16 protein-coding genes are annotated in these 19411 nt (G+C 71.0%); 11 read left to right on the top strand and 5 right to left on the bottom strand.

The features are described 5' to 3' along the window. Positions 1-13 precede the first annotated feature (13 nt). The 8 genes from OG510_RS01860 to OG510_RS01825 all read left to right on the top strand — a co-directional run bounded on the left by OG510_RS01860 (position 14) and on the right by OG510_RS01825 (position 9857). Entirely contained in the window at positions 14-1450 is a 1437-nt protein-coding gene (locus OG510_RS01860; protein WP_406134867.1) for an amidase, read from the top strand. Between the two features lie 24 nt (positions 1451-1474). Beyond that, the gene (locus OG510_RS01855; RefSeq protein WP_164259788.1) at positions 1475-1702 is read left to right on the top strand and encodes a hypothetical protein; all 228 of its coding nucleotides are present in this window, start codon (positions 1475-1477) and stop codon (positions 1700-1702) included. Further along, positions 1699-3147 (top strand): sodium:solute symporter, encoded by a 1449-nt coding sequence (locus OG510_RS01850; RefSeq protein WP_406134866.1) that lies wholly within the window; start codon positions 1699-1701, stop codon positions 3145-3147. Before OG510_RS01855 ends, OG510_RS01850 begins: the two co-directional genes overlap by 4 nt. A gap of 111 nt (positions 3148-3258) precedes the next feature. Further along, positions 3259-4701 (top strand): acyl-CoA synthetase, encoded by a 1443-nt coding sequence (locus OG510_RS01845; protein ID WP_406134865.1) that lies wholly within the window; start codon positions 3259-3261, stop codon positions 4699-4701. Then, positions 4694-6049: a carboxyl transferase domain-containing protein gene (locus OG510_RS01840; protein WP_406134864.1), complete on the top strand. Its 1356-nt coding sequence runs from the start codon at positions 4694-4696 to the stop codon at positions 6047-6049. The genes OG510_RS01845 and OG510_RS01840 overlap by 8 nt, the downstream gene beginning before the upstream one ends. 219 nt (positions 6050-6268) lie before the next feature. After that, positions 6269-7612: an MFS transporter gene (locus OG510_RS01835; protein ID WP_406134863.1), complete on the top strand. Its 1344-nt coding sequence runs from the start codon at positions 6269-6271 to the stop codon at positions 7610-7612. A gap of 154 nt (positions 7613-7766) precedes the next feature. Further along, positions 7767-8903: an MFS transporter gene (locus OG510_RS01830; protein WP_406142275.1), complete on the top strand. Its 1137-nt coding sequence runs from the start codon at positions 7767-7769 to the stop codon at positions 8901-8903. Positions 8904-9023: 120 nt separating this feature from the next. After that, the gene (locus OG510_RS01825) at positions 9024-9857 is read left to right on the top strand and encodes an aldo/keto reductase (protein WP_406134862.1); all 834 of its coding nucleotides are present in this window, start codon (positions 9024-9026) and stop codon (positions 9855-9857) included. 36 nt (positions 9858-9893) lie between these two features. Here OG510_RS01825 and OG510_RS01820 read toward each other — a convergent pair whose 3' ends face one another. Next, positions 9894-10826: a LysR family transcriptional regulator gene (locus OG510_RS01820; protein ID WP_406134861.1), complete on the bottom strand. Its 933-nt coding sequence runs from the start codon at positions 10824-10826 to the stop codon at positions 9894-9896. 238 nt (positions 10827-11064) lie between these two features. On the opposite strand from OG510_RS01820, the gene OG510_RS01815 reads away from it, so the two are divergent. Continuing rightward, positions 11065-11781, top strand: coding sequence for an SDR family NAD(P)-dependent oxidoreductase (locus OG510_RS01815; protein ID WP_406134860.1), 717 nt, complete (start codon positions 11065-11067; stop codon positions 11779-11781). 105 nt (positions 11782-11886) lie between these two features. Here OG510_RS01815 and OG510_RS01810 read toward each other — a convergent pair whose 3' ends face one another. From OG510_RS01810 to OG510_RS01795, 4 genes are all read right to left on the bottom strand, one after another. Continuing rightward, a complete protein-coding gene (locus OG510_RS01810; protein ID WP_406134859.1) occupies positions 11887-13341 on the bottom strand; it encodes an amidase in 1455 nt (484 codons plus the stop codon). A gap of 84 nt (positions 13342-13425) precedes the next feature. Further along, the gene (locus tag OG510_RS01805; RefSeq protein WP_406134858.1) at positions 13426-14091 is read right to left on the bottom strand and encodes a 3-oxoacid CoA-transferase subunit B; all 666 of its coding nucleotides are present in this window, start codon (positions 14089-14091) and stop codon (positions 13426-13428) included. Next, positions 14088-14756: a 3-oxoacid CoA-transferase subunit A gene (locus tag OG510_RS01800; protein ID WP_406134857.1), complete on the bottom strand. Its 669-nt coding sequence runs from the start codon at positions 14754-14756 to the stop codon at positions 14088-14090. The genes OG510_RS01805 and OG510_RS01800 overlap by 4 nt, the downstream gene beginning before the upstream one ends. Continuing rightward, on the bottom strand, positions 14753-15958 hold the full coding sequence (locus tag OG510_RS01795; protein WP_406134856.1) for a thiolase family protein: 1206 nt from the start codon (positions 15956-15958) through the stop codon (positions 14753-14755). Before OG510_RS01795 ends, OG510_RS01800 begins: the two co-directional genes overlap by 4 nt. Before the next feature lie 94 nt (positions 15959-16052). Here OG510_RS01795 and OG510_RS01790 point away from each other — a divergent pair, with 94 nt between their 5' ends. Together OG510_RS01790 and OG510_RS01785 are read left to right on the top strand one after the other, a co-directional pair. Beyond that, positions 16053-16937: a LysR family transcriptional regulator gene (locus OG510_RS01790; RefSeq protein ID WP_406134855.1), complete on the top strand. Its 885-nt coding sequence runs from the start codon at positions 16053-16055 to the stop codon at positions 16935-16937. Positions 16938-17122: 185 nt separating this feature from the next. After that, positions 17123-19279 (top strand): bifunctional aldolase/short-chain dehydrogenase, encoded by a 2157-nt coding sequence (locus OG510_RS01785; RefSeq protein ID WP_406134854.1) that lies wholly within the window; start codon positions 17123-17125, stop codon positions 19277-19279. The last annotated feature ends 132 nt before the right edge of the window (positions 19280-19411 follow it).

The following is a 19411-nucleotide window of genomic DNA, read 5'->3' as shown; positions in this document are numbered from 1 at the left end:
CAGTGTGTGCCGCATGATCGAAGACACGGCCGACGGCCTCTGCATGCTCGACGCCACGGACCTCGCGGAGCGGCTGCGCAGCCGCGACCTCTCTGCCCGTGAGGTCGTCCGGGCTCACCTCGACCGCATCGCGCGGGTCAATCCCGCTGTCAACGCCATCGTCACGCTGGACGAGGAAGGCGCACTCCGCGCGGCGGCCGGGGCCGACGAACGTATGGCCAGGGGTGAGGCGACCGGCCCCCTGCACGGGCTGCCGATCGCGTTCAAGGACACCCACCTGACCCGCGGAATGCGCACCACACACGGCTCGCCGCTCTTTGCCGACCATGTGCCCGACGAGGACGAACTCCTCGTCCAGCGCATCGAGTCGGCGGGCGCCATCCGGATCGGCAAGACCAACGTGCCGGAGTTCGCGGCGGGTTCGCACACCTTCAACCCCGTCTTCGGCGCGACCCGCAACCCGTACGACACCGGGCGCTCGGCCGGTGGCAGCAGCGGCGGCGCCGCGGCCGCGCTCGCCGCCGGGCTGCAGCCGCTGGCCGACGGCAGCGACATGGGCGGCTCACTGCGCAACCCCGCCTCCTTCTGCAACGTCGTCGGGCTGCGGCCCACGCCCGGCCGGGTGCCGTCCCATCCGTCCGGCGATGTGTGGGACACCCTCGCGGTACCGGGCCCCATGGGCCGTACGGTCGCGGACACCGCCCTGCTGCTGTCCGCGATGGCCGGGCCGGATCCCCGCTGCCCGCTCTCCCTGGAGTCACCGGGCTACACCTTCCGACCGCCTCCGGCCCGCAGGGATCTGACGGGGCTCCGGGTCGCCTGGGCGCCCGACCTCGGTGGGCGGGTGCCCGTCGACCCGGACGTGTCCGACGTCCTGGCCGGGCAGGCGGCGGTCTTCGAGGAGCTGGGCTGCCATGTCGAGGAGGACTGCCCGGACCTCGCCGGCGCCGAGTACGTCTTCCGGACCCTGCGCGCCCAGGCGTTCAGCCTCGGCTTCGGGGCGTTCCTCGACGAGCGGCCCGACGCGCTCAAGCTCAGCCTCATCCGGAACATCGAGGAGGGACGGCGGCTCACCGGCGCGGACCTCGCCCGCGCCACCGCCGAGCACACTCGCATCCATCTGGCCGCGACCGGCTTCTTCGAGCGGTACGACGTGCTGCTCGCACCCGTCAGCCAGGTCTCCCCGTTCCCCGTCGACGACGAGTACCCCACCGAGATCGACGGGCAGCCGCAGCACAGCTACCTCGACTGGATGCGCTCCGCGTACTTCCTCTCCGTACTCGGCACACCCGCCCTCTCGGTGCCCGCCGGCTTCACCTGCGCCGGACTCCCCGTCGGCCTGCAGATCGTGGGCCCGCCGCGCGCCGACGCGGCCGTGCTCGAAGTCGGCGCCGCCTATGAGGCCGTGACCCGGCACGGGCGCCGGCGGCCGGTCCTTCCCCCTGCCTGAAGCTGTCGCACCCAGGGAGTCCCCATGAGGAAACTGCACGTGATCTGGGCCGTCGTGCCCGTCATGGCGTTCATCTGCACACCGTTCCTGCCCTTCGTGAACGGTCCGTACCTGTGGCTCGGTGTCCCCTCGGTGCTGGCCTGGTGCCTGCTGTGGACGGCCGGGACGACGGCCGGGCTCGCGCTCACCGACCGCTTCGCCCGGCCCGCCGACGCGGGCGAGCACCACACCGAGACGGAGACCCCGGCATGAACAGCACCAGCGTCATCGCCACGATCGGCATGCTGGCCATCGCCGTGGTCGGTATCGGCAGACACCGGCCGGCCAGGGGGCCGCTCGGTGAATGGACCGTGGGGGAGAGGAAGTTCTCCACCTTCACCACCTGGTTCCTGCAGGCGGGCGAGTCCTTCACCACCTTCAGTTTCCTGGGACTCGCGGGACTGGCCTTCGGCGGCGGAGTCGCGGCCTCGTACGCCCTGTGCTATCTCGCCATCAACTTCGTCCTCCAGTACTTCACCGCTCCGAGGATGCGTCAACTCGGGAGCGAGCACGGCTATCTGACGCAGGCGGACTTCTTCGCCGAGCGCTACCGGAGCCCGCTCCTCGGCAAGGTCGTCGCCGTCGTCGGGGCCGTTTTCCTGCTGCCCTACCTCCAGTTGCAGATCACCGGTCTCGGCCTGATCGTCCAGCTGGCGACGGGCAGCCGCACGGGCGGCAACCTCAGCATGATCCTGGCGACGGTCCTCACCGTCGGCTTCGTGCTGTGGTCCGGTATCCGCGGAGTCGCCCGCGTCGCCTATCTCAAGGACGCCCTGATGGTCGTCGGGCTCCTCGTGTTGTTCATCGGGGTCGCGGTCTCGGTGAAGGGCGGCATCGGCGGTCTCTTCGAGACCGTGCGCGACACCCGCCCTGACCTGCTGACGCTGCATCAGAAGGACTACGACGCGACCTTCTTCGTCAGTGCCGTCATCATCTCCGGTATCGGCGGCGGCCTGGGCACCATGGCGCATCTGTGGCCCCCGGTCCTCGCGGCCCGAAGCGGCCGCGCGCTGCGTTCCAACGCCGTCTGGCTGCCCCTCTACCAGATAGCCCTCGGTATCCCGGTCGTCGTCGGCTTCGCCGGTATCCTCATGGTGTCGCCCCACTCGCCCGGGAACGCGGTGGCGCTGACCCTCGCCGGTCAGACCCTGCCCGGCTGGCTGGTCGGTGTGGTCGCGGTGGCCGCCGCGTCGGCCGCGATGGTGCCGTCCGCCGCCATCATCGTGGGCATCTCCAGTCTGCTGTCCCGCAATGTCCTGAGCGCCCGCAGCGAGCGCACCCAGCTGCGCACGAACCATGTGTGCGCGGTCGCCGCCGCGGCCCTCGCGCTCTGTCTCGGGCTGTCCCGCCCCGACCTCCTCGCCAATCTGCTGCTGCTCACCTTCGGCGGGCTCAGCCAGCTGGCCCCGGCCATCACCATGGGACTGGCCAGAAAGGTGCGCCTGGACGCCGTCCCCGTCCTGCTCGGCATCCTGACCGGGGTGGCGGTCCTCACCTGGCTGACCTTCGGCGGCGTGGATCTCGGGACAATGGACCCGGGCCTCGTGGCGCTGCTGCCGAACCTCGTCGTCACCGGCGTGGCACAACTGGTGGTGCGGTCGCGTGCGCCCCGTGAGCAGCCCGGTGGCGTACCGGGTAAGAGGGTCGGGGTGGTCTGAGAGGAGCAGACCCGTCACCGGCCGCCCGGAAAGCAGCCGGTCCCGTAGCCCAGTTCCCGTATCCCTTACCGACCAGCCCCCGCAAACCCCCGTACTGAGGAGTCCCGACCCATGTCCTCTCTCTTCCCGGCCCTGACCGCGGGCTCGGCCCGCCCCGCGCTGACCTTCGGCGACCGGTCGCTCAGCCACGCCGGACTGGCCGCGGCGGCGGGAGCCCACGCGGCCCGGCTCGCCGGCGCCGGACGGGTCGCCGTCTGGGCGACGCCCACCCTGGAGACGGCCGTGGGTGTCGTCGCCGCCCTGCTCGCCGGGGTGCCCGCCGTACCGCTCAACCCGCGGACCGGCGAGCGCGAGCTGGTGCACATCCTGTCCGACAGCGCCCCGTCGCTGGTCCTCGCCGCGCCCGGCGACGTACTCCCGCCCGTGCTCGCCGGCATCGACCGGATCGACATCGACGTACGGCCCGCGTCCGGACCGCCGACGCTCCCCGATGAGCCGTCCGCCGCGACACCCGCGCTGATCGTCTACACCTCCGGCACCACCGGGCCGCCCAAGGGTGTCGTCCTGCCGCGCCGGGCGATCACCTCCACCCTGGACGCGCTGGCCGGCGCCTGGGAGTGGACCGGAGACGATGTACTGGTCCACGGCCTTCCGCTCTTCCACGTCCACGGCCTGATCCTGGGCATCCTCGGCCCGCTGCGCCGGGGCGGCGCCGTGCACCACATCGGCCGCTTCGAAACCGCCGCGGTCGCCCGTGAACTGGCGGCGCACGGCACGATGTTCTTCGGCGTCCCCACCATGTACCACCGCATCGCCGAAGCGCTCGCCGGCGACCCGGCGCTGGCCAAGGCCCTGTCCGGTGCCCGGCTCCTGGTGTCAGGGTCGGCCGCGCTCCCCGTGTACGACCACGAGCGGATCGCCTCGGCGACGGGACGGCGGGTCGTCGAGCGCTACGGCATGACCGAGACCCTGATGAACACGAGTGTCCGCGCCGACGGCGAACCGCGTCCCGGCACGGTCGGTGTGCCGCTGGACGGTGTGCGGGTGCGGCTGGTCGAGGAGACGGGGGAGGAGATCACGGCGTACGACAGCGAGACCGTCGGCGAGATCCAGGTGTGCGGCCCGAACCTGTTCACCGAGTATCTGAACCGTCCGGACGCGACCGCCGCCGCGTTCGACGGTGAGTGGTTCCGTACCGGAGACATGGCGACCCGCGACCCCGACGGGTATGTGCGCATCGTCGGCCGGAAGGCCACCGACCTCATCAAGAGCGGCGGCTACAAGATCGGTGCCGGTGAGATCGAGAACGCCCTGCTCGACCATCCCGCGGTACGCGAGGCGGCGGTCACCGGAGCGCCCGACGCGGACCTGGGCGAGCGCATCGTCGCCTGGATCGTCCCCTCCGACGCACAACACCCGCCCACAGTCGATGACTTGGCCCGTCATGTGGCGCAGCAGCTCGCCCCGCACAAGAGGCCGCGCGAGGTGCGGCTGCTCGACGAACTGCCCCGCAACGAGATGGGCAAGATCATGAAGCGTGCGCTGCATGACTGACACATGGACGGCCCGCGAGGCGATCGACGCCGTGGCGGATCCGGGCTCCTTCACCGAGCTGCCGCTTCCGCCGCGTGCGGGGGAGCCCGACGGCCCGATCGGCTGGCCGGGGTACGACGAGTCGGCCGCGCGGGCAGCGGAGCGGACCGGGGAGCGCGAGTCCGTCGTCTGCGGCGCCGCCTCGATCGCGGGCCGGGAGACGGTCATCGTCTCCTTCGAGTTCGGCTTCCTCGGCGGCTCGCTCGGAGAGCCCACGGGCGACCTCCTGGAGGCCGCCTACACCCTGGCGGGGCAACGGCGCGCCCCGCTCGTCTCACTGATCGCCACCGGTGGCAGCCGGATGCAGGAGGGGATGCGCGCGCTGGCCCAACTGCAGCGTGTGGCACGTCAGTCGGCCCGGCTGCGCGCCGCGGGTGTCCCGCAGATCGCGGTCGCGCGCGACCCCTCGACGGGCGGCGGCTGGGCCACCCTCGGCGCCGGGGCCGACATCGTCCTCGCGCTGCCCGGCGCGCAGGTGGGCTTCGCCGGATCGCGGGTACGGCCACCGGGCGCCGACCCGGCCGCGTACAGCGCCGAAGGGCAACTCGCCGCCGGGCAGATCGACGCACTGGTGGACCCGGGCGAACTGCGCACGGCCCTGGCCGACTGGGTGCTGCTGCTGTCCGGACCACGGGGCACCGGGGCGCCGGAACCTCCCGGCACGCCCGTGGCGTGGCCGGCCCGCGTCACCTCCGGGCAGGAGGCCGTGGCGCTGGCCAGGTCCCCCGGGCGCCCACGAGCGGATGCCTGGCTCGCCGCCTACTTCGACGGCCCCGTCCGGGAGATCGGCGGGGACCGCTGCGGCGGCACCGACCCCGGTATGCGCTGCGGATTCGGCATCCGCCGCGGCCGGACCGTCGCATACGCCGCACAGTGCGGCACCGCGACCCGCCCGGCCGGCTACCGCACGGCCACCCGGCTGGTCTCTCTCGCCGGCGTCCTCGGTATCCCGGTCCTCACCCTCATCGACACACCCGGCGCCGCCAACGACGCCGAAGCGGAGCGCTCAGGGGCGGGATCCGCCATCGGCGGGCTTTTCCTCGCCATGGCCACCGCCCGCGTCCCGCTCACCTCGCTCCTCATCGGCGAGGGCGGCTCCGGCGGCGCACTCGCGCTGGCCGCGCCGGGCAACACCTGGGCCACACCCGACAGTTACTTCTCGGTCATCGCGCCGGAGGCCGCCGCCGCCATCCTCAAACGGCCTCCGGAGCGCACCGCGGAAACCGCCGACCAGCTGCGTCTGCGCCCCCACGATCTGGTGGAGCTGGGCATCGTACGCGGGGTGGTGAGCCTCGACCGGGAGCCCTGAACGCGGGGCTGCACGCGCCCCGCACTCACCTCGTACCCGCCAATCGCCGCGCACCCCTTGACACGTTTCCATTCATCGATGAACCTACTTGAAACTTGCTATTCATGGCGTGGACAGGGGCGCGCAGCGGGCGTTCGCCGTCTGCCGTCCTGGGCCTGACCGCACGTGGGCGGGCGCCGGGAAAGACAACTTCCACGAGGATGGGACCTAAGTGGGACGATGCCTGAAAACAAGCTAGCTCCAGTTCCGGTGGCGGATCCGGGACTCGTCCCCTTCGACGACGCGCCCCTCAACAGATTCCACATCAAGATCACCGCGCTCACCTTCGGCGCCAACTTCTCCGACGGTTATCAACTGGGCGTCATCGGGATCGCGTTGACCCTTATCAAGCCGCAGATGGGATTCGGTTCCGCCTGGGAGGGGCTGCTCGGGGCATCGGCGCTCATCGGAATCTTCCTCGGCAGCATCACCCTCGGCTGGCTGGCCGACCGCATCGGGCGCCAGCAGCTCTACATGCTGAACTTCGTCCTGATCACCCTGGCGTCGATCGCGCAGTTCTGGGCGGGCGGGCCCGCAGAACTGTTCGTCCTGCGGCTCCTCATCGGTATCGGCATCGGAGCCGACTACGCCATCGGTCCGACACTCGTCGCCGAATTCTGCCCCCGGCGCCACCGCGGCTTTCTGCTGGCCTCGCTCACCGCCATGTGGACGATCGGCTACATCTGCTCCTTCTTCTTCGGCAACTACCTCATCGACCAGGGCGGCGACGCCTGGCGGTGGCTGCTGGCGAGCAGCGCGCTTCCCGCCCTGGTGGTGCTGCTGATGCGGATCGGCACCCCGGAGTCGCCCCGCTGGCTGATCAGCAAGGGGCGCGTCGAAGAGGCCCGTGCCGTCGTGGAGAAGTACATCGGCCGGCATGTGGACTTCGACTCCATCGCGGCCGAGCCCGGCACCGAGAAAGCGCCGCCGGCCTCCTACCGCGGGCTGTTCAGCGCCGAGCAGTGGCGCAAGACCGCCTTCGGCGTCCTCTATTACAACTGTCAGGTCATTCCGTACTTCGCCATCTACACGTTCCTGCCCATCGTCATGGCCAAGTTCGGCCTGAAGGGCGGATTTCTCGGTGACGGGCTGCTGAACGTATTCCTGTTGCTCGGCAGTATCGCGGGACTCTGGTTCGTCGCACGGTTCTCGCGCCGCGGATTCGTGATCGGGTCCTTTGTCGTGATGGCCGTCGCACTGGGCCCCATGGGTGTCTGGCCCGGAGCGCCGAAGCTTCTGCTCTTCGTTCTCTTCCTGGTCTTCACCTTTATGATGTCGGCCTCGTCCAATCTCGACCAGGTCTATCCTCCGGAGCTCTTCTCGACGGGGCTGCGCAGTTCCGGTGTCGGACTGCTCAACGGCCTCAGCCGGATCGGTTCGGCCGCGGGCACCTTCCTGCTGCCGATGAGCATCGACCATCTCGGGTTCTCGCCGTCCATGACCATCCTCAGTGTGTTCCTGGTGCTCGGCGCCGTGGTCTCCTTCGCCTGGGCACCCGAGACGTCCGGAATGACCCTGGACTGAGCCCGCCTGCCCGCACAGCGCCGCGCCGCTCGTTACGGTGTCCGCTATGTACCGAGGATCGAAGAATCCGGAGCGGCAGAACCCGGGGCAGCGGAACCCGGGGCAGGGGCGGCCCTGGCAGTACAAGGCGGCCGCGTTCACCTTCGCGGTCGGCATGGCCGGGACCACGCTGCCCACCCCGCTGTACGGGCTGTACCAGGAGCACATCGGGTTCTCGTCGCTGATGGTGACAGTCATCTACGCGACGTACGCGGCCGGCGTCATCGCGGTGCTCGTCCTGGCGAGCAACTTCTCCGATCTGCTCGGCCGCCGCCCGGTGCTCCTGGCGGCGCTCGGGCTCTCCGCGGCGAGCGGGCTGTGCTTCGTCCTGGAGGGTGGCCTGCCGCTGCTGTTCACCGGCCGGGTGCTGTCCGGGCTGTCCGCCGGACTGTTCACCGGCACCGCCACCGTCTTCGTGATGGAGCTGGCGCCGGATGACCGGCGCGGCCGGGCCGGCTTCGCGGCGACCGCGGCGAACATGGGCGGCCTGGGGTGCGGCCCGCTGCTGGCCGGGATCCTGGCCGCCTACGCGCCCTGGCCGCTGCGGCTGCCGTACCTCGTCCATCTGGGGCTGCTCGCGGTGGCGGTCTCGCTGACGCTCCCGCTGCCCGAGACCGTCCCCCACCGGCAGCCGCGCCCCGCGCTGCGGCCCCGGCTCCCGCACGTACCCCAGGAGGTACGCCGGGTGTTCGTGCCCGCCGCGCTGGCGGCGTTCGCCGGCTTCTCCATGTTCGGGCTCTTCACATCGGTCGCGCCCAGCTTCATGGCCAGGACACTGGGCGTGCACGACCTCGCGGTCTCCGGAGCCGTGGTCTTCTCGGCGTTCGCCGCCTCCACCGTCGGCCAGCTGGCGATGCCCCGGGTCGGCGCCGGGCGGGCGCTGCCGGTGGGATGTTTCGTACTCGTGGTCGGCATGGTGTTCATCGGCTGCTCACTGCTCTTCACCTCGCTGCCGCTGCTGGCGGCGGGCGCGGTGGTGTCCGGGCTCGGTCAGGGGCTGTCGTTCCGGGCCGGGATGGCAGCGGTGAGCAGCCGCGCGCCGCAGGACCGGCGCGGCGAGACCACTTCGGCCTACTTCGTCGTGGCCTATCTGGGTATCTCGCTGCCGGTGATCGGTGTCGGCGCGCTCTCCCTCGCGATCGGCCTCCGCGACGCCGGTCTGGTCTTCGCCGCCTGTGTGGTGGTGTTCGCCGCGGTGGTCGGCGGCTGGCTGCTGCACCACCTGGCCACCGAGCCCATCGGGGCCGAGTGACGGCGGGCCGGCCCCGGTGCGCGGTGGCCCGCGTCCCGGACCGGGAAGCCTCCGGCGGCAGCTCCGTACGTCCTGGTACGGTGCCGGGCGGCGCGGCGTGAACCAAGGGAGAGACACACCATGACAGCGGTTCGGACCGTGACACTGCCCTCCGGAACCCAGGTGCCCGCTCTGGGACAGGGCACCTGGTACATGGGGGACGACCGATCGCGGCGCGCCGGTGAACTCGCCGCGCTGCGGCGCGGAATCGATCTGGGCATGACACTGATCGACACGGCGGAGATGTACGGGAGCGGTGCAGCCGAAGAGCTCGTCGGCGAGGCGATCCGCGGCCGCCGTGACGAGGTGTTCCTGGTGAGCAAGGTGCTGCCGTCGAACGCCGACGCCCGCGGCACCGTCGACGCCTGCCGCGCGAGCCTGCGCCGCCTGGGCACCGACCGGATCGACCTGTATCTGCTGCACTGGCGCGGCGGCGTCCCCTTCGCCGAGACCGTCGAGGCTTTCGAATCGCTGGTGGCGGACGGCAGCATCGGCTCCTGGGGCGTCAGCAACCTCGACGTCGACGACCTGGCCGACCTGCCCGGCGGCGCGCGCCTCCAGACGGACCAGATCCTCTACAACCTCACCCGGCGCGGCCCCGAGTACGCCCTCTTCCCCCGGTGCAGGGAACTCTCCGTGCCGGTCATGGCGTACTCACCGATCGAGCAGGGCCGTCTGCTGGGACACGAGGCGCTGGGCGCCGTTGCCTCCGCCCACGGGAAGACCCCGGCTCAGGTGGCGCTCGCCTGGGTACTGCGGCACGAGGACGTCATCGCCATCCCCAAGGCGTCATCCGTCGCGCACGTCGAGGAGAACCGGGCCGCCCTCGACCTGCGCCTCACCGACGACGACCTCCGGACGCTGGACGCCGCCTTCCCTCCGCCCGCGCGGAAGGAACCGCTGGACATCCTCTGAGGCCGGAGCGGCCGGGCCCGGTCATCGCGGGCCCGGTCACCGCGGGGCGCCGTCGGCCGGGGTGCTGTCCGCCGGGGCGCTGTCCGCCGGGGCGCTGAGGAGGGAGTGGGCGAGCGTACCGAATGCCGTGACGAGGCGGCCGCGGTCCCCGGCGCGTACCGCCAGGACGACGTGGCTGGGCTCGACATCGCGCAGGGGAACGGCCGCGAGGTAGGGGCGGCTGCGGCCGCCCGTGTCCGGCACGATCGCCACGGCCCCTCCGGAAGCGATGAGTTCGAGCTTGTCCTCCAGGTCCTCGGCCAGGGGGCCGTCGGGCGCGCGGCTGCCGTCGGGCCGGGGATCGATGCGCCAGAAGGCGTCCCGGGCCGGGTCGCTCCCCCGGATCATGGGCTCGTCGGCGAAATCAGCCAGAGTGACTGATTCCCTGCCCGCCAGCCGGTGGTCGACGGGGACCACGAGCACCCGCGGTTCCTCGTGGAGGACCGTCACCCGCAGCTTCGCGGTCTCCAGCGGCAGCCGGGTGACCACGGCGTCCACCCGGCCGTCCAGCAGCGCGTGACGCACATCGTCCCAGGGCAGGTGTGCGGTGTTCACCTCGGCGTCCGGATGCCGGCGCCGCAGCTCGCGGACCGCGGGGGTGACGATGATGTTCGCGGTGTAGCCGATGGTGATGCGGCTGGGCTCGGCAGCTGCCCTGGTGAGAGCGGCGGTCCTGGCCGCGGTGCGCAACAGCGTTCTGGCGCCGGGCAGGAAGACCTCGCCCGCCGCCGTGAGCCTGCTGCCCTGCGGCGTACGGTCCAGCAGCCTGGCCCCCAGCTGCTGTTCGAGGCGGCGGATCTGCCGGCTCAGCGAGGGCTGGGTGAGGTGCAGTGCCTCGGCGGCCCGGGCGAAGGTCCGGTGCTCGGCGAGGACGACGAAATACCGCAGCAGCCGAAGATCGAGGTCTGCGGGGGGAGGCGCGTCCGGCATTCCTGGAGCGTAACCCCGGAAACCCGGCGGTTCATCCCGAACACCGCGGTGACCTGTGGTAATGCCTTTTACGTATGGCGGGTTACGGCATGGGCCTTGGACGCGGGGCGGCGCACCTTCCTAGCGTGCAGGCACCGGACCGAATTCCGTCACACGGGCGACCGCGCCCGGCCCTGCAGCGCAGCGCACGGCACCGCACCGCACCGCACCGCACCGCACCGCACCCAAGGAGAACAGCATGTCCGCACCCGCAGCTCTGATCACCGGTGGAACCAGCGGAATCGGCAGGGCCACCGCCGAACTGCTCCACGAACGCGGCTACCGGGTGATGGTCACCGGACGCGACAGCGTTGCCGAAGCGGAGCAGAACCTGCCGCCGGAGATCGCCGTGGTACGCGCCGACGCCCGCTCGCTGACCGATATCGACCGTGCCATCGACCGTGCCCGGCAGCGGTTCGGCACCCTGGACGTGCTCTTCCTCAACGCCGGGATCTCGCGGGTGAAGCCGCTGGCGGCCACGGAGGAGGCCGACTTCGACGCCCTCTTCGACATCAACGTCAAGGGCACCTTCTTCACACTGCAAAAAGCCCTTCCGCTGCTCAACGACGGCGCTTCCGTCATCCTCACCGTCGGTGCGGGCACCGGGATCGCAGCGCCCGCCATGGTGGCGGCCAAAGGCGCGCTGCTGCCCTTGATGCGGGCAGCGGCCCTGGAACTCGCGCCGCGCCGGATCCGTGTCAACGCCGTCAGCCCAGGAGCCATCGACACCCCTGCCTACAGCCGTCTGGGTATCTCGCGGGAGACCCTGGAGTCCTGGGGCGAGGGCATCCCCCTCGGACGCGTCGGCCTGCCCGCCGACATCGCCGAGGCCGTGGCCTTCCTCGCCTCGGACGCCGCCGGCTACATCACCGGGGACAACCTCGTCGTGGGCGGCGGCATGGGCATCGGCGGGTAAACGCCGTACACGAGAGGGGAGTTGACGGTACGCCGCCGGGGCCGCGACCTGACGGCGTACCTCATCCTCGGCGGCGTACCTCATCCTCGACGGCCGGTCCGCACGCTACGCCGGTGGTGGCTGGAAGCCGCCGATCCTGTCCTCCAGCAGTTCGGCCAGCCGCAGCGGGGTGCGGTCCTCGAACATCGGGCCGATGAGCTGCACACCCACCGGCAGGCCCTCGGGAGAACGGCCCGTCGGCACGGCGGTGGCGGGCAGACCGGGCATGGTGGGCAGACCGGCCCACGCGAGCTGGTCGAAGTACGGGTACTCGGCGCCGTCGATGTCGATCCGGCGCGCCTCCAGAGCCGGGCTGTGGTTGTGGGGGAACGCGGGTGTCGGAGTGATGGGACACACCACGGCGTCGAACCCGGCGAAGAGCCGCCGCCAGGCGTGGCGGTGCGCCTCGCGACGGCTGTCGGCCTCCATCCAGTCGCGGTGGCTGAACACCATGCCGCGCAGCCGCGCCGCAGCGAGGCTCCGGTCGTCGGCGCTCAGTTCGGCGGCGCGGGCCCGCAGCTGATCGAGTGCGTCGACGGGGAAACGCGCAACGGTGCTCGAAAACAGCAACTGCGTGTAGAGCAAGGCGGCTTCGGCCAGATCGGGCAGCAGCGGACTGTGCCGTTCGACGTGGGCGCCGCCGTCGACAAGCGCGTCAGCCACCCGGTTCACGCCCGCCCGCACCGCGGCCCCGGTGGGAATGAGCGGATGGTCGTCGAGGACGAGCACCCGGAAGTCATCGAGCCGTTCGTGACGCGCGGGCGGCAGCCGCACGTCGTACGCCACACCGAAGGTCAGCGGGTCGGGCCCGGCCATGACGTCGAGCAGGAGCGTGAGATCGCGGGCGGTGCGCGCCATGGGGCCGACGACGGCGAGGTCGAGGCCGACCGGCAGCGCGGGCGTGCCCGGCGGAACCATGCCGCGGTTCGCCGCCAGCCCGAGGGTCGGCTTGTGCGCGTAGATCCCGCAGAAGTGCGCGGGGGTGCGCAACGAACCCGCTAGGTCCGATCCGATGGACAGCGCGCCGAACCCGGACGCCAGGGCCGCGGCCGATCCGCCGGACGACCCGCCCGACGTACGCCCTTGGTCCCAGGGGTTGTTGGTGGTTCCGTAGATGTCGTTGAAGCTCTGAATGTCCTGCAGCCCAAGCGGCACATTGGTCTTCCCGAGCACCACCGCGCCCGCGTCCTTGAGCCGCGACACCTGCACCGCGTCCTCGGCCGGCAGGTGGTCCCGGTGCGCGGGAATGCCCCAAGTCGTGGGCAGCCCCGCGATGTTGTAGCACTCCTTGACCGTCACCGGAATGCCGAGCAGCGGCCGGTCCTCACCGCGGGCACGGGCCTCGTCCGCGTCGCGTGCGGCGGCCCGTGCCCGGTCGAAGTCCGGCACACAGATCGAGTTGATCGCTTTGTCGTCCTGTTCGATGCGGGCTATCGCATCGTCGGTCAGTTCCGCCGAGGTCACTTCACCGGCACGCAGGGAAGCCTTGAGTTGCCCGGCCGTCGCGAAATTCCACTTCATGAATCGGGACCGTACCGGGCGCTCGGGGTCGCCACAGAACACCATTTCGCGCAATGGGGCGGACGCCTGGATTCGCGCCGGCGGTCAGGTCAGGAGCGGCAGGTCCAGACGGCCCGCGAGATCATCGACGGTGGGGCCGAAGGTCTCCCGCACCACCACTCCCCGCGGGGTGATGTCGAAGACGGCGAGGTCGGTGTAGACACGGTCGACACAGGCCAGTCCGGTCAGCGGGTAGGTGCAGCCGGACACGAGCTTGGGCACGCCGGTCTTGGTGAACAGCGTCATCATGACGAAGACCTTCTTTGCCCCGATCGCCAGGTCCATCGCTCCGCCGACGGCGGGGATGGCGTCCGGTGCGCCGGTGTGCCAGTTGGCGAGGTCACCCGCCGCCGAGACCTGGAAAGCTCCCAGGACACAGATGTCGAGGTGGCCGCCGCGCATCATGGCGAAGGAGTCGGCGTGGTGGAAGTACGCCGCTCCGGGCAGCTCGGTCACGGGGACCTTGCCGGCGTTGGTGAGATCGGGGTCGATGGCGTCGCCCTGGGCGGCGGGGCCCATGTTGAGCAGGCCGTTCTCCGTGTGGAGTACGACACCGGAGTCGGCAGGGAGATGGTCGGCGACGAGCGTCGGCTGGCCGATGCCGAGGTTGACGAAGGCGCCCTGCGGGATGTCCCGGGCGATGAGCGCGGCGATGTCGTGCTTGCCCAGGGGACGCCGCTCGGCGTCCACGGAGGTCCGGTCGGGGTTCATGCGCTTGCCTCCTGCAGCACGCGGTCGACGTAGATGCTCGGCGTCACCACGGATTCCGGGTCGATCATGCCGGTGTCGACCACCTCGCGGACCTGCGCGATCACGGTGGTCGCGGCGGTGGCCATGACCGGCCCGAAGTTGCGGGCGGTCTTGCGGTAGACGAGATTGCCCATCCGGTCGGCCCGGTGGGCGCCGATCAGCGCGACATCGCCCCTGATCGGATACTCCAGTACATGGGTACGGCCGTCGATGACGCGGGTCTCCTTGCCCTCGGCCAGCAGGGTCCCGGCTCCGGTGGGGCAGAAGAACGCCCCGATCCCGGCTCCGGCCGCCCGCATCCGCTCGGCGAGACTGCCCTGCGGTACGACTTCCAGCTCGATGTCGCCCGCCCGGTAGAGACTGTCGAAGACGTAGGAGTCGGCCTGCCGGGGGAAGGAGCAGATGACCTTGCGGACGCGCCCCTTCGCCAGCAGCGCGGCGAGGCCGGAGTCGCCGTTTCCGGCGTTGTTGGACACGACGGTCAGGTCCTTGGCGCCCTGCCGGATGAGCCCGTCGATCAGTTCCACGGGCATACCGGCCATCCCGAAGCCGCCGATGAGGACGGTGGAGCCGTCCTGTATCCCGGCGACCGCCTCGTCGGCGTGGGCACACAGTCGTACGGTCATCGGTTCGCCTCCGTGACGTTCTCCAGGACCACGGCGAGCGCCTGGCCGACTCCGATACAGATGGCGGCGAGCCCCCACCGTTCGCCGGACTCCTCCAGCCGGTGGGCAAGCGTCCCCAGCAGCCGGCCGCCGGACGCGCCCAGCGGATGACCGAGAGCGAGGGCGCCGCCCTTGGTGTTGACGATCGAAGGATCGATCTTCCAGGCGTCCACGCAGGCCAGTGCCTGCACGGCGAACGCCTCGTTGAGCTCGACCGCCGAGATGTCCGCCCAGGTGATGCCCGCACTCCTCAGCGCCAGGTTCGCCGCCTCCACCGGCGCGAAGCCGAACAGCTGCGGATCCAGCGCGAACACCCCGCGCCCCGCGATACGGGCGAGCGGGTCCGCGCCGATACGCGCGGCGGCGGCCCGGGAGCCCAGGAGTACGGCCGAGGCGCCGTCGCTCAGCGGCGAGGCATTGCCCGCCGTGATCACACCGTCGGTACGGAACGACGGCTTGAGCCCGGCGAGTGCGGCGACCGTGGATCCGGGCCTGATGCCCTCGTCCCGTGCCAGGGTGTTCCCCTTGCGGTCCACCGTGACCGGCACCACCAGGTCGTCGTAGAAACCGGCCGACCAGGCAGCGTCGGCCAGCTGATGGGACCGGACGGCGAACTCGTCCTGCCGCTCCCGCGGTATCCCGAAGCGCTCGGCGAGCTGCTCATTGGCCTCTCCCAGGGAGACCGACCACTCCTTGGGCATCCGTTCGTTCACGAGCCGCCACCCCAGCGTGGTGGAGACAGCGGTCACGTCCCTGGTGGGGTAGGCGCGGTCAGGTTTCGGCAACACCCACGGAGCCCGGCTCATCGACTCCACACCGCCGGTCAGCACGATGTCCGCGTCGCCCGTCTCGATGGTGCGCGAGGCGATCATCGCGGCGTCCAGGGAGGATCCGCACAGCCGGTTCACGGTCGTGGCGGGAACGGAGGTGGGCAGACCGGCCAGGAGAACGGCCATCCGGCCGACGTTGCGGTTCTCCTCGCCCGCGCCGTTGGCGTTCCCCCAGACGACATCGCCGATCCCGCCCGGATCGAGCGCCGGAACCCTGGCCAGGACGCCGCGCACGGCCAGCGCCGCGAGATCGTCGGGCCGTGTCCCTGCGAGGGCCCCGGAGAACCGCCCGAAGGGTGTCCTTGCTGCTGCATACACGAAGCTGTCGGTCACACAGGCACGGTAGGTCCGCGGGCTTCATCACGTCCAAGACTTGATTGTTCTCCATTAATAAGCCGGCCTTATCGAGCCTTATAAACTGGAGCCCATGGAACTCCGCCAGGTCCGCTCCTTCCTCGCGCTCGCCGAAGAGTGCCACTTCGGGCGTGCGGCAGCCCGCCTGCACGTCGCCCAGCCCGCCCTGTCCCAGCAGATCAAACAGCTGGAGCGCGAACTGGGCATCCCCCTGTTCGACCGGTCGACCCGGCGCGTCGAGCTCACCGAGGCCGGGCGCCATCTGACCGGATACGCCCGCACGCTGCTCGCCGAGGAGGAGCGCGCCCGGGTCCATATGACGGAGCTCGCCACCGGTCACGCGGGCCGCGTCTCCGTCGGCTTCATCGGCACCGCCACCTACGACGTACTCCCACGCGTCGCCCGCACCGTCCGGGCCCAACTGCCCGGTATCACCATGGACCTGCGCGGTGAGCTGCTCGCACCCCAGCTCCTGGACGGCCTGCTCGACGGCACCTACGACCTCGCGGTCTTCCGCCCCGGCGCCGCCACCGAAGGGGTGAGCATCACGCCGCTGCGCACCGAACCCCTGATGGCCGTCCTGCCCGCCCACCATCCGCTGGCCGCGAAACGGCGGATCCCACTGGCCTCGCTGGCCGGTGAACCCTTCGTCATCCACCCCGCACAGGCGCGATCCGCCATGTACGACCGTGTCCTGTCCGCCTGTGCCCGGGCGGGCTTCCAGCCCTCGCCCCTGGTGGAAGTCGGTGAGACCGCCACCCTGGTCGTCCTCGTGGCCGCCGGACACGGTGTCGCACTCGTACCGGAGTCGGTGCAGAGCCTGCGGCTCGACGGCGTCACCTATGTGCCGCTCGCCGAGACGGAGACCGTCGACCTCGTCCTGGGTTGCCGGGCCGATCGCGAATCGCCCTCCGTGCGGCAGGTGGCCTCGGTCATCGAGGAGTGCGTGGACGCCTAGACGGCGGAGCCGGTCCGTATGCGGCTCCTTCGTCGCCCGCACGCCCCGCACGCCCCGCACCTCGCGGACCGAGGTGGGTTGAATGGATTCAAATGGATCCCGGCGAAGGTACGCGGATCCGCAAGTAGCGGTCAACCTCTTCGCGTTACGGCGGAATGTCTTGACGGACTTCTCTCGTGCAGGTCATGTTTGAGTCGTTTCAATCCGTACTCCCACCCCTGCCCCGCACCAGGGAATCAGGCGGGCCGGGGCGCCAGGACCCCGTTCGTACCCACCCCTCACCCCGTAAGGACGTGCTCATGGCCTCCGCCACCACCCCTTCCCAGGACCTGCTGGCCCGCTCGCACCGGCTCGGCGCCGACCCGCGCAACACCAACTACGCGGGCGGCAACACCTCCGCGAAGGGGCCTGGCACCGACCCGGTGACCGGCGGTGAGGTCGAGCTGATGTGGGTCAAGGGTTCGGGCGGCGACCTCGGTACGCTCACCGCCGGCGGCCTCGCCGTGCTCCGCCTGGACCGGCTGCGGGCGCTCAAGGACGTGTACCCCGGTGTGCGGCGCGAGGACGAGATGGTCGCCGCCTTCGACTACTGCCTGCACGGCAAGGGCGGCGCGGCGCCGTCCATCGACACCGCCATGCACGGCCTGGTCGACGCGGCACACGTCGACCATCTGCACCCCGACTCGGGGATCGCCCTCGCCTGCGCTGCGGACGGCGAGAAGCTGACCGCCGAGTGTTTCGGCGCGCGTGTGGTGTGGGTGCCGTGGCGGCGGCCCGGTTTCCAGCTCGGGCTCGACATCGCGGCCGTCAAGGAGGCCAACCCGCAGGCGATCGGCTGTGTCCTGGGCGGTCACGGCATCACCGCGTGGGGCGCCACCTCACAGGAGTGCGAGCGCAACGCACTGCACATCATCCGCACGGCGGAGACGTTCCTCGCCGAGCACGGCAGGGCGGAGCCGTTCGGACCCGTGGTGGAGGGGTACGAGGCCCCGGCCGCCGGCCCGCGCAGGGAGCGGGCCGCCGAGCTGGCCCCGGTGATCAGGGGGCTCGCCTCCCAGGACCGGCCGCAGGTGGGCCACTTCGACGACTCCGCGACCGTCCTCGACTTCCTCGCGGGCGCGGAACACCCGAGGCTCGCGGCCCTCGGCACCTCCTGCCCCGACCACTTCCTCCGTACGAAGATCAGGCCGCTGGTCCTCGATCTGCCCCCGACCGCCCCGCTCGACGAGGCGGTCGCCAGGCTCAGGGAACTGCACGCCGCGTACCGCGAGGAGTACGCCGCCTACTACGCCCGGCACGCGGAGCCCGGCTCACCGGCCATGCGGGGCGCGGACCCCGCGATCGTGCTCGTCCCCGGTATCGGCATGTTCTCCTTCGGCAAGGACAAGCAGACCGCGCGGGTGGCGGGGGAGTTCTACGTCAACGCGATCAATGTGATGCGCGGGGCCGAGGCCGTTTCGACGTACGCGCCGATCGAGGAGTCCGAGAAGTTCCGTATCGAGTACTGGGAGTTGGAAGAGGCGAAGCTGCGGCGGATGCCGGAACCCAAGCCGCTCGCGACCCGGGTGGCCCTGGTGACGGGTGCGGGCAGCGGCATCGGGAAGGCCGTGGCGCACCGTCTGGTCGCTGAGGGCGCCTGTGTGGTGGTCGCGGATCTGAACGGTGAGAGCGCCGCTGCCGTGGCCGATGAACTGGGCGGCCCGGACAGGGCCGTGGCGGTGACCGTCGACGTGACGTCCGAGGAGCAGATCGCCGACGCCTTCAGGGCCGCGGCGCTGGCGTTCGGCGGCGTCGACCTGGTGGTCAACAACGCGGGCATCTCCATCTCCAAGCCCCTGCTGGAGACGACGGCGCGGGACTGGGACATCCAGCACGACATCATGGCGCGTGGCTCGTTCCTCGTCTCACGCGAGGCGGCCCGGGTGATGACGGCGCAGTCCCTCGGCGGCGACATCGTCTACATCACCTCCAAGAACGCGGTGTTCGCCGGCCCGAACAACATCGCGTACTCGGCGACGAAGGCCGACCAGGCCCACCAAGTACGACTGCTGGCAGCGGAATTGGGGGCGTACGGGATCCGGGTGAACGGTGTCAACCCGGACGGCGTCGTACGCGGCTCGGGCATCTTCGCCGGCGGCTGGGGCGCACAGCGCGCGGCGACGTACGGGATCGAGGAGGAGAAGCTCGGCGAGTTCTACGCCCAGCGCACCCTCCTCAAGCGTGAGGTGCTGCCCGAGCATGTGGCGAACGCGGTGTTCGCGCTCACGGGCGGGGATCTGACGCACACCACCGGGCTGCACATCCCCGTGGACGCGGGCGTCGCGGCGGCTTTCCTGCGCTGACCCCGGCCCGTCCCTGCCACGGCGGACGCGCACGGCAACCGCATCACACCGCACCGCACAACAGCGCGCCGTGTCGCACAACGACACACCGTGCCGCACTATCGCAGCGCGCGTCCGCCGCCCCCCGACCAT

Origin of the sequence: Streptomyces sp. NBC_01089 (assembly GCF_045162975.1) — a bacterium.
GTDB lineage: Bacteria > Actinomycetota > Actinomycetes > Streptomycetales > Streptomycetaceae > Streptomyces.
The sequence above is the reverse complement of the archived record's forward strand: the minus strand, read 5'-3'. Positions and strand labels throughout refer to the sequence as shown.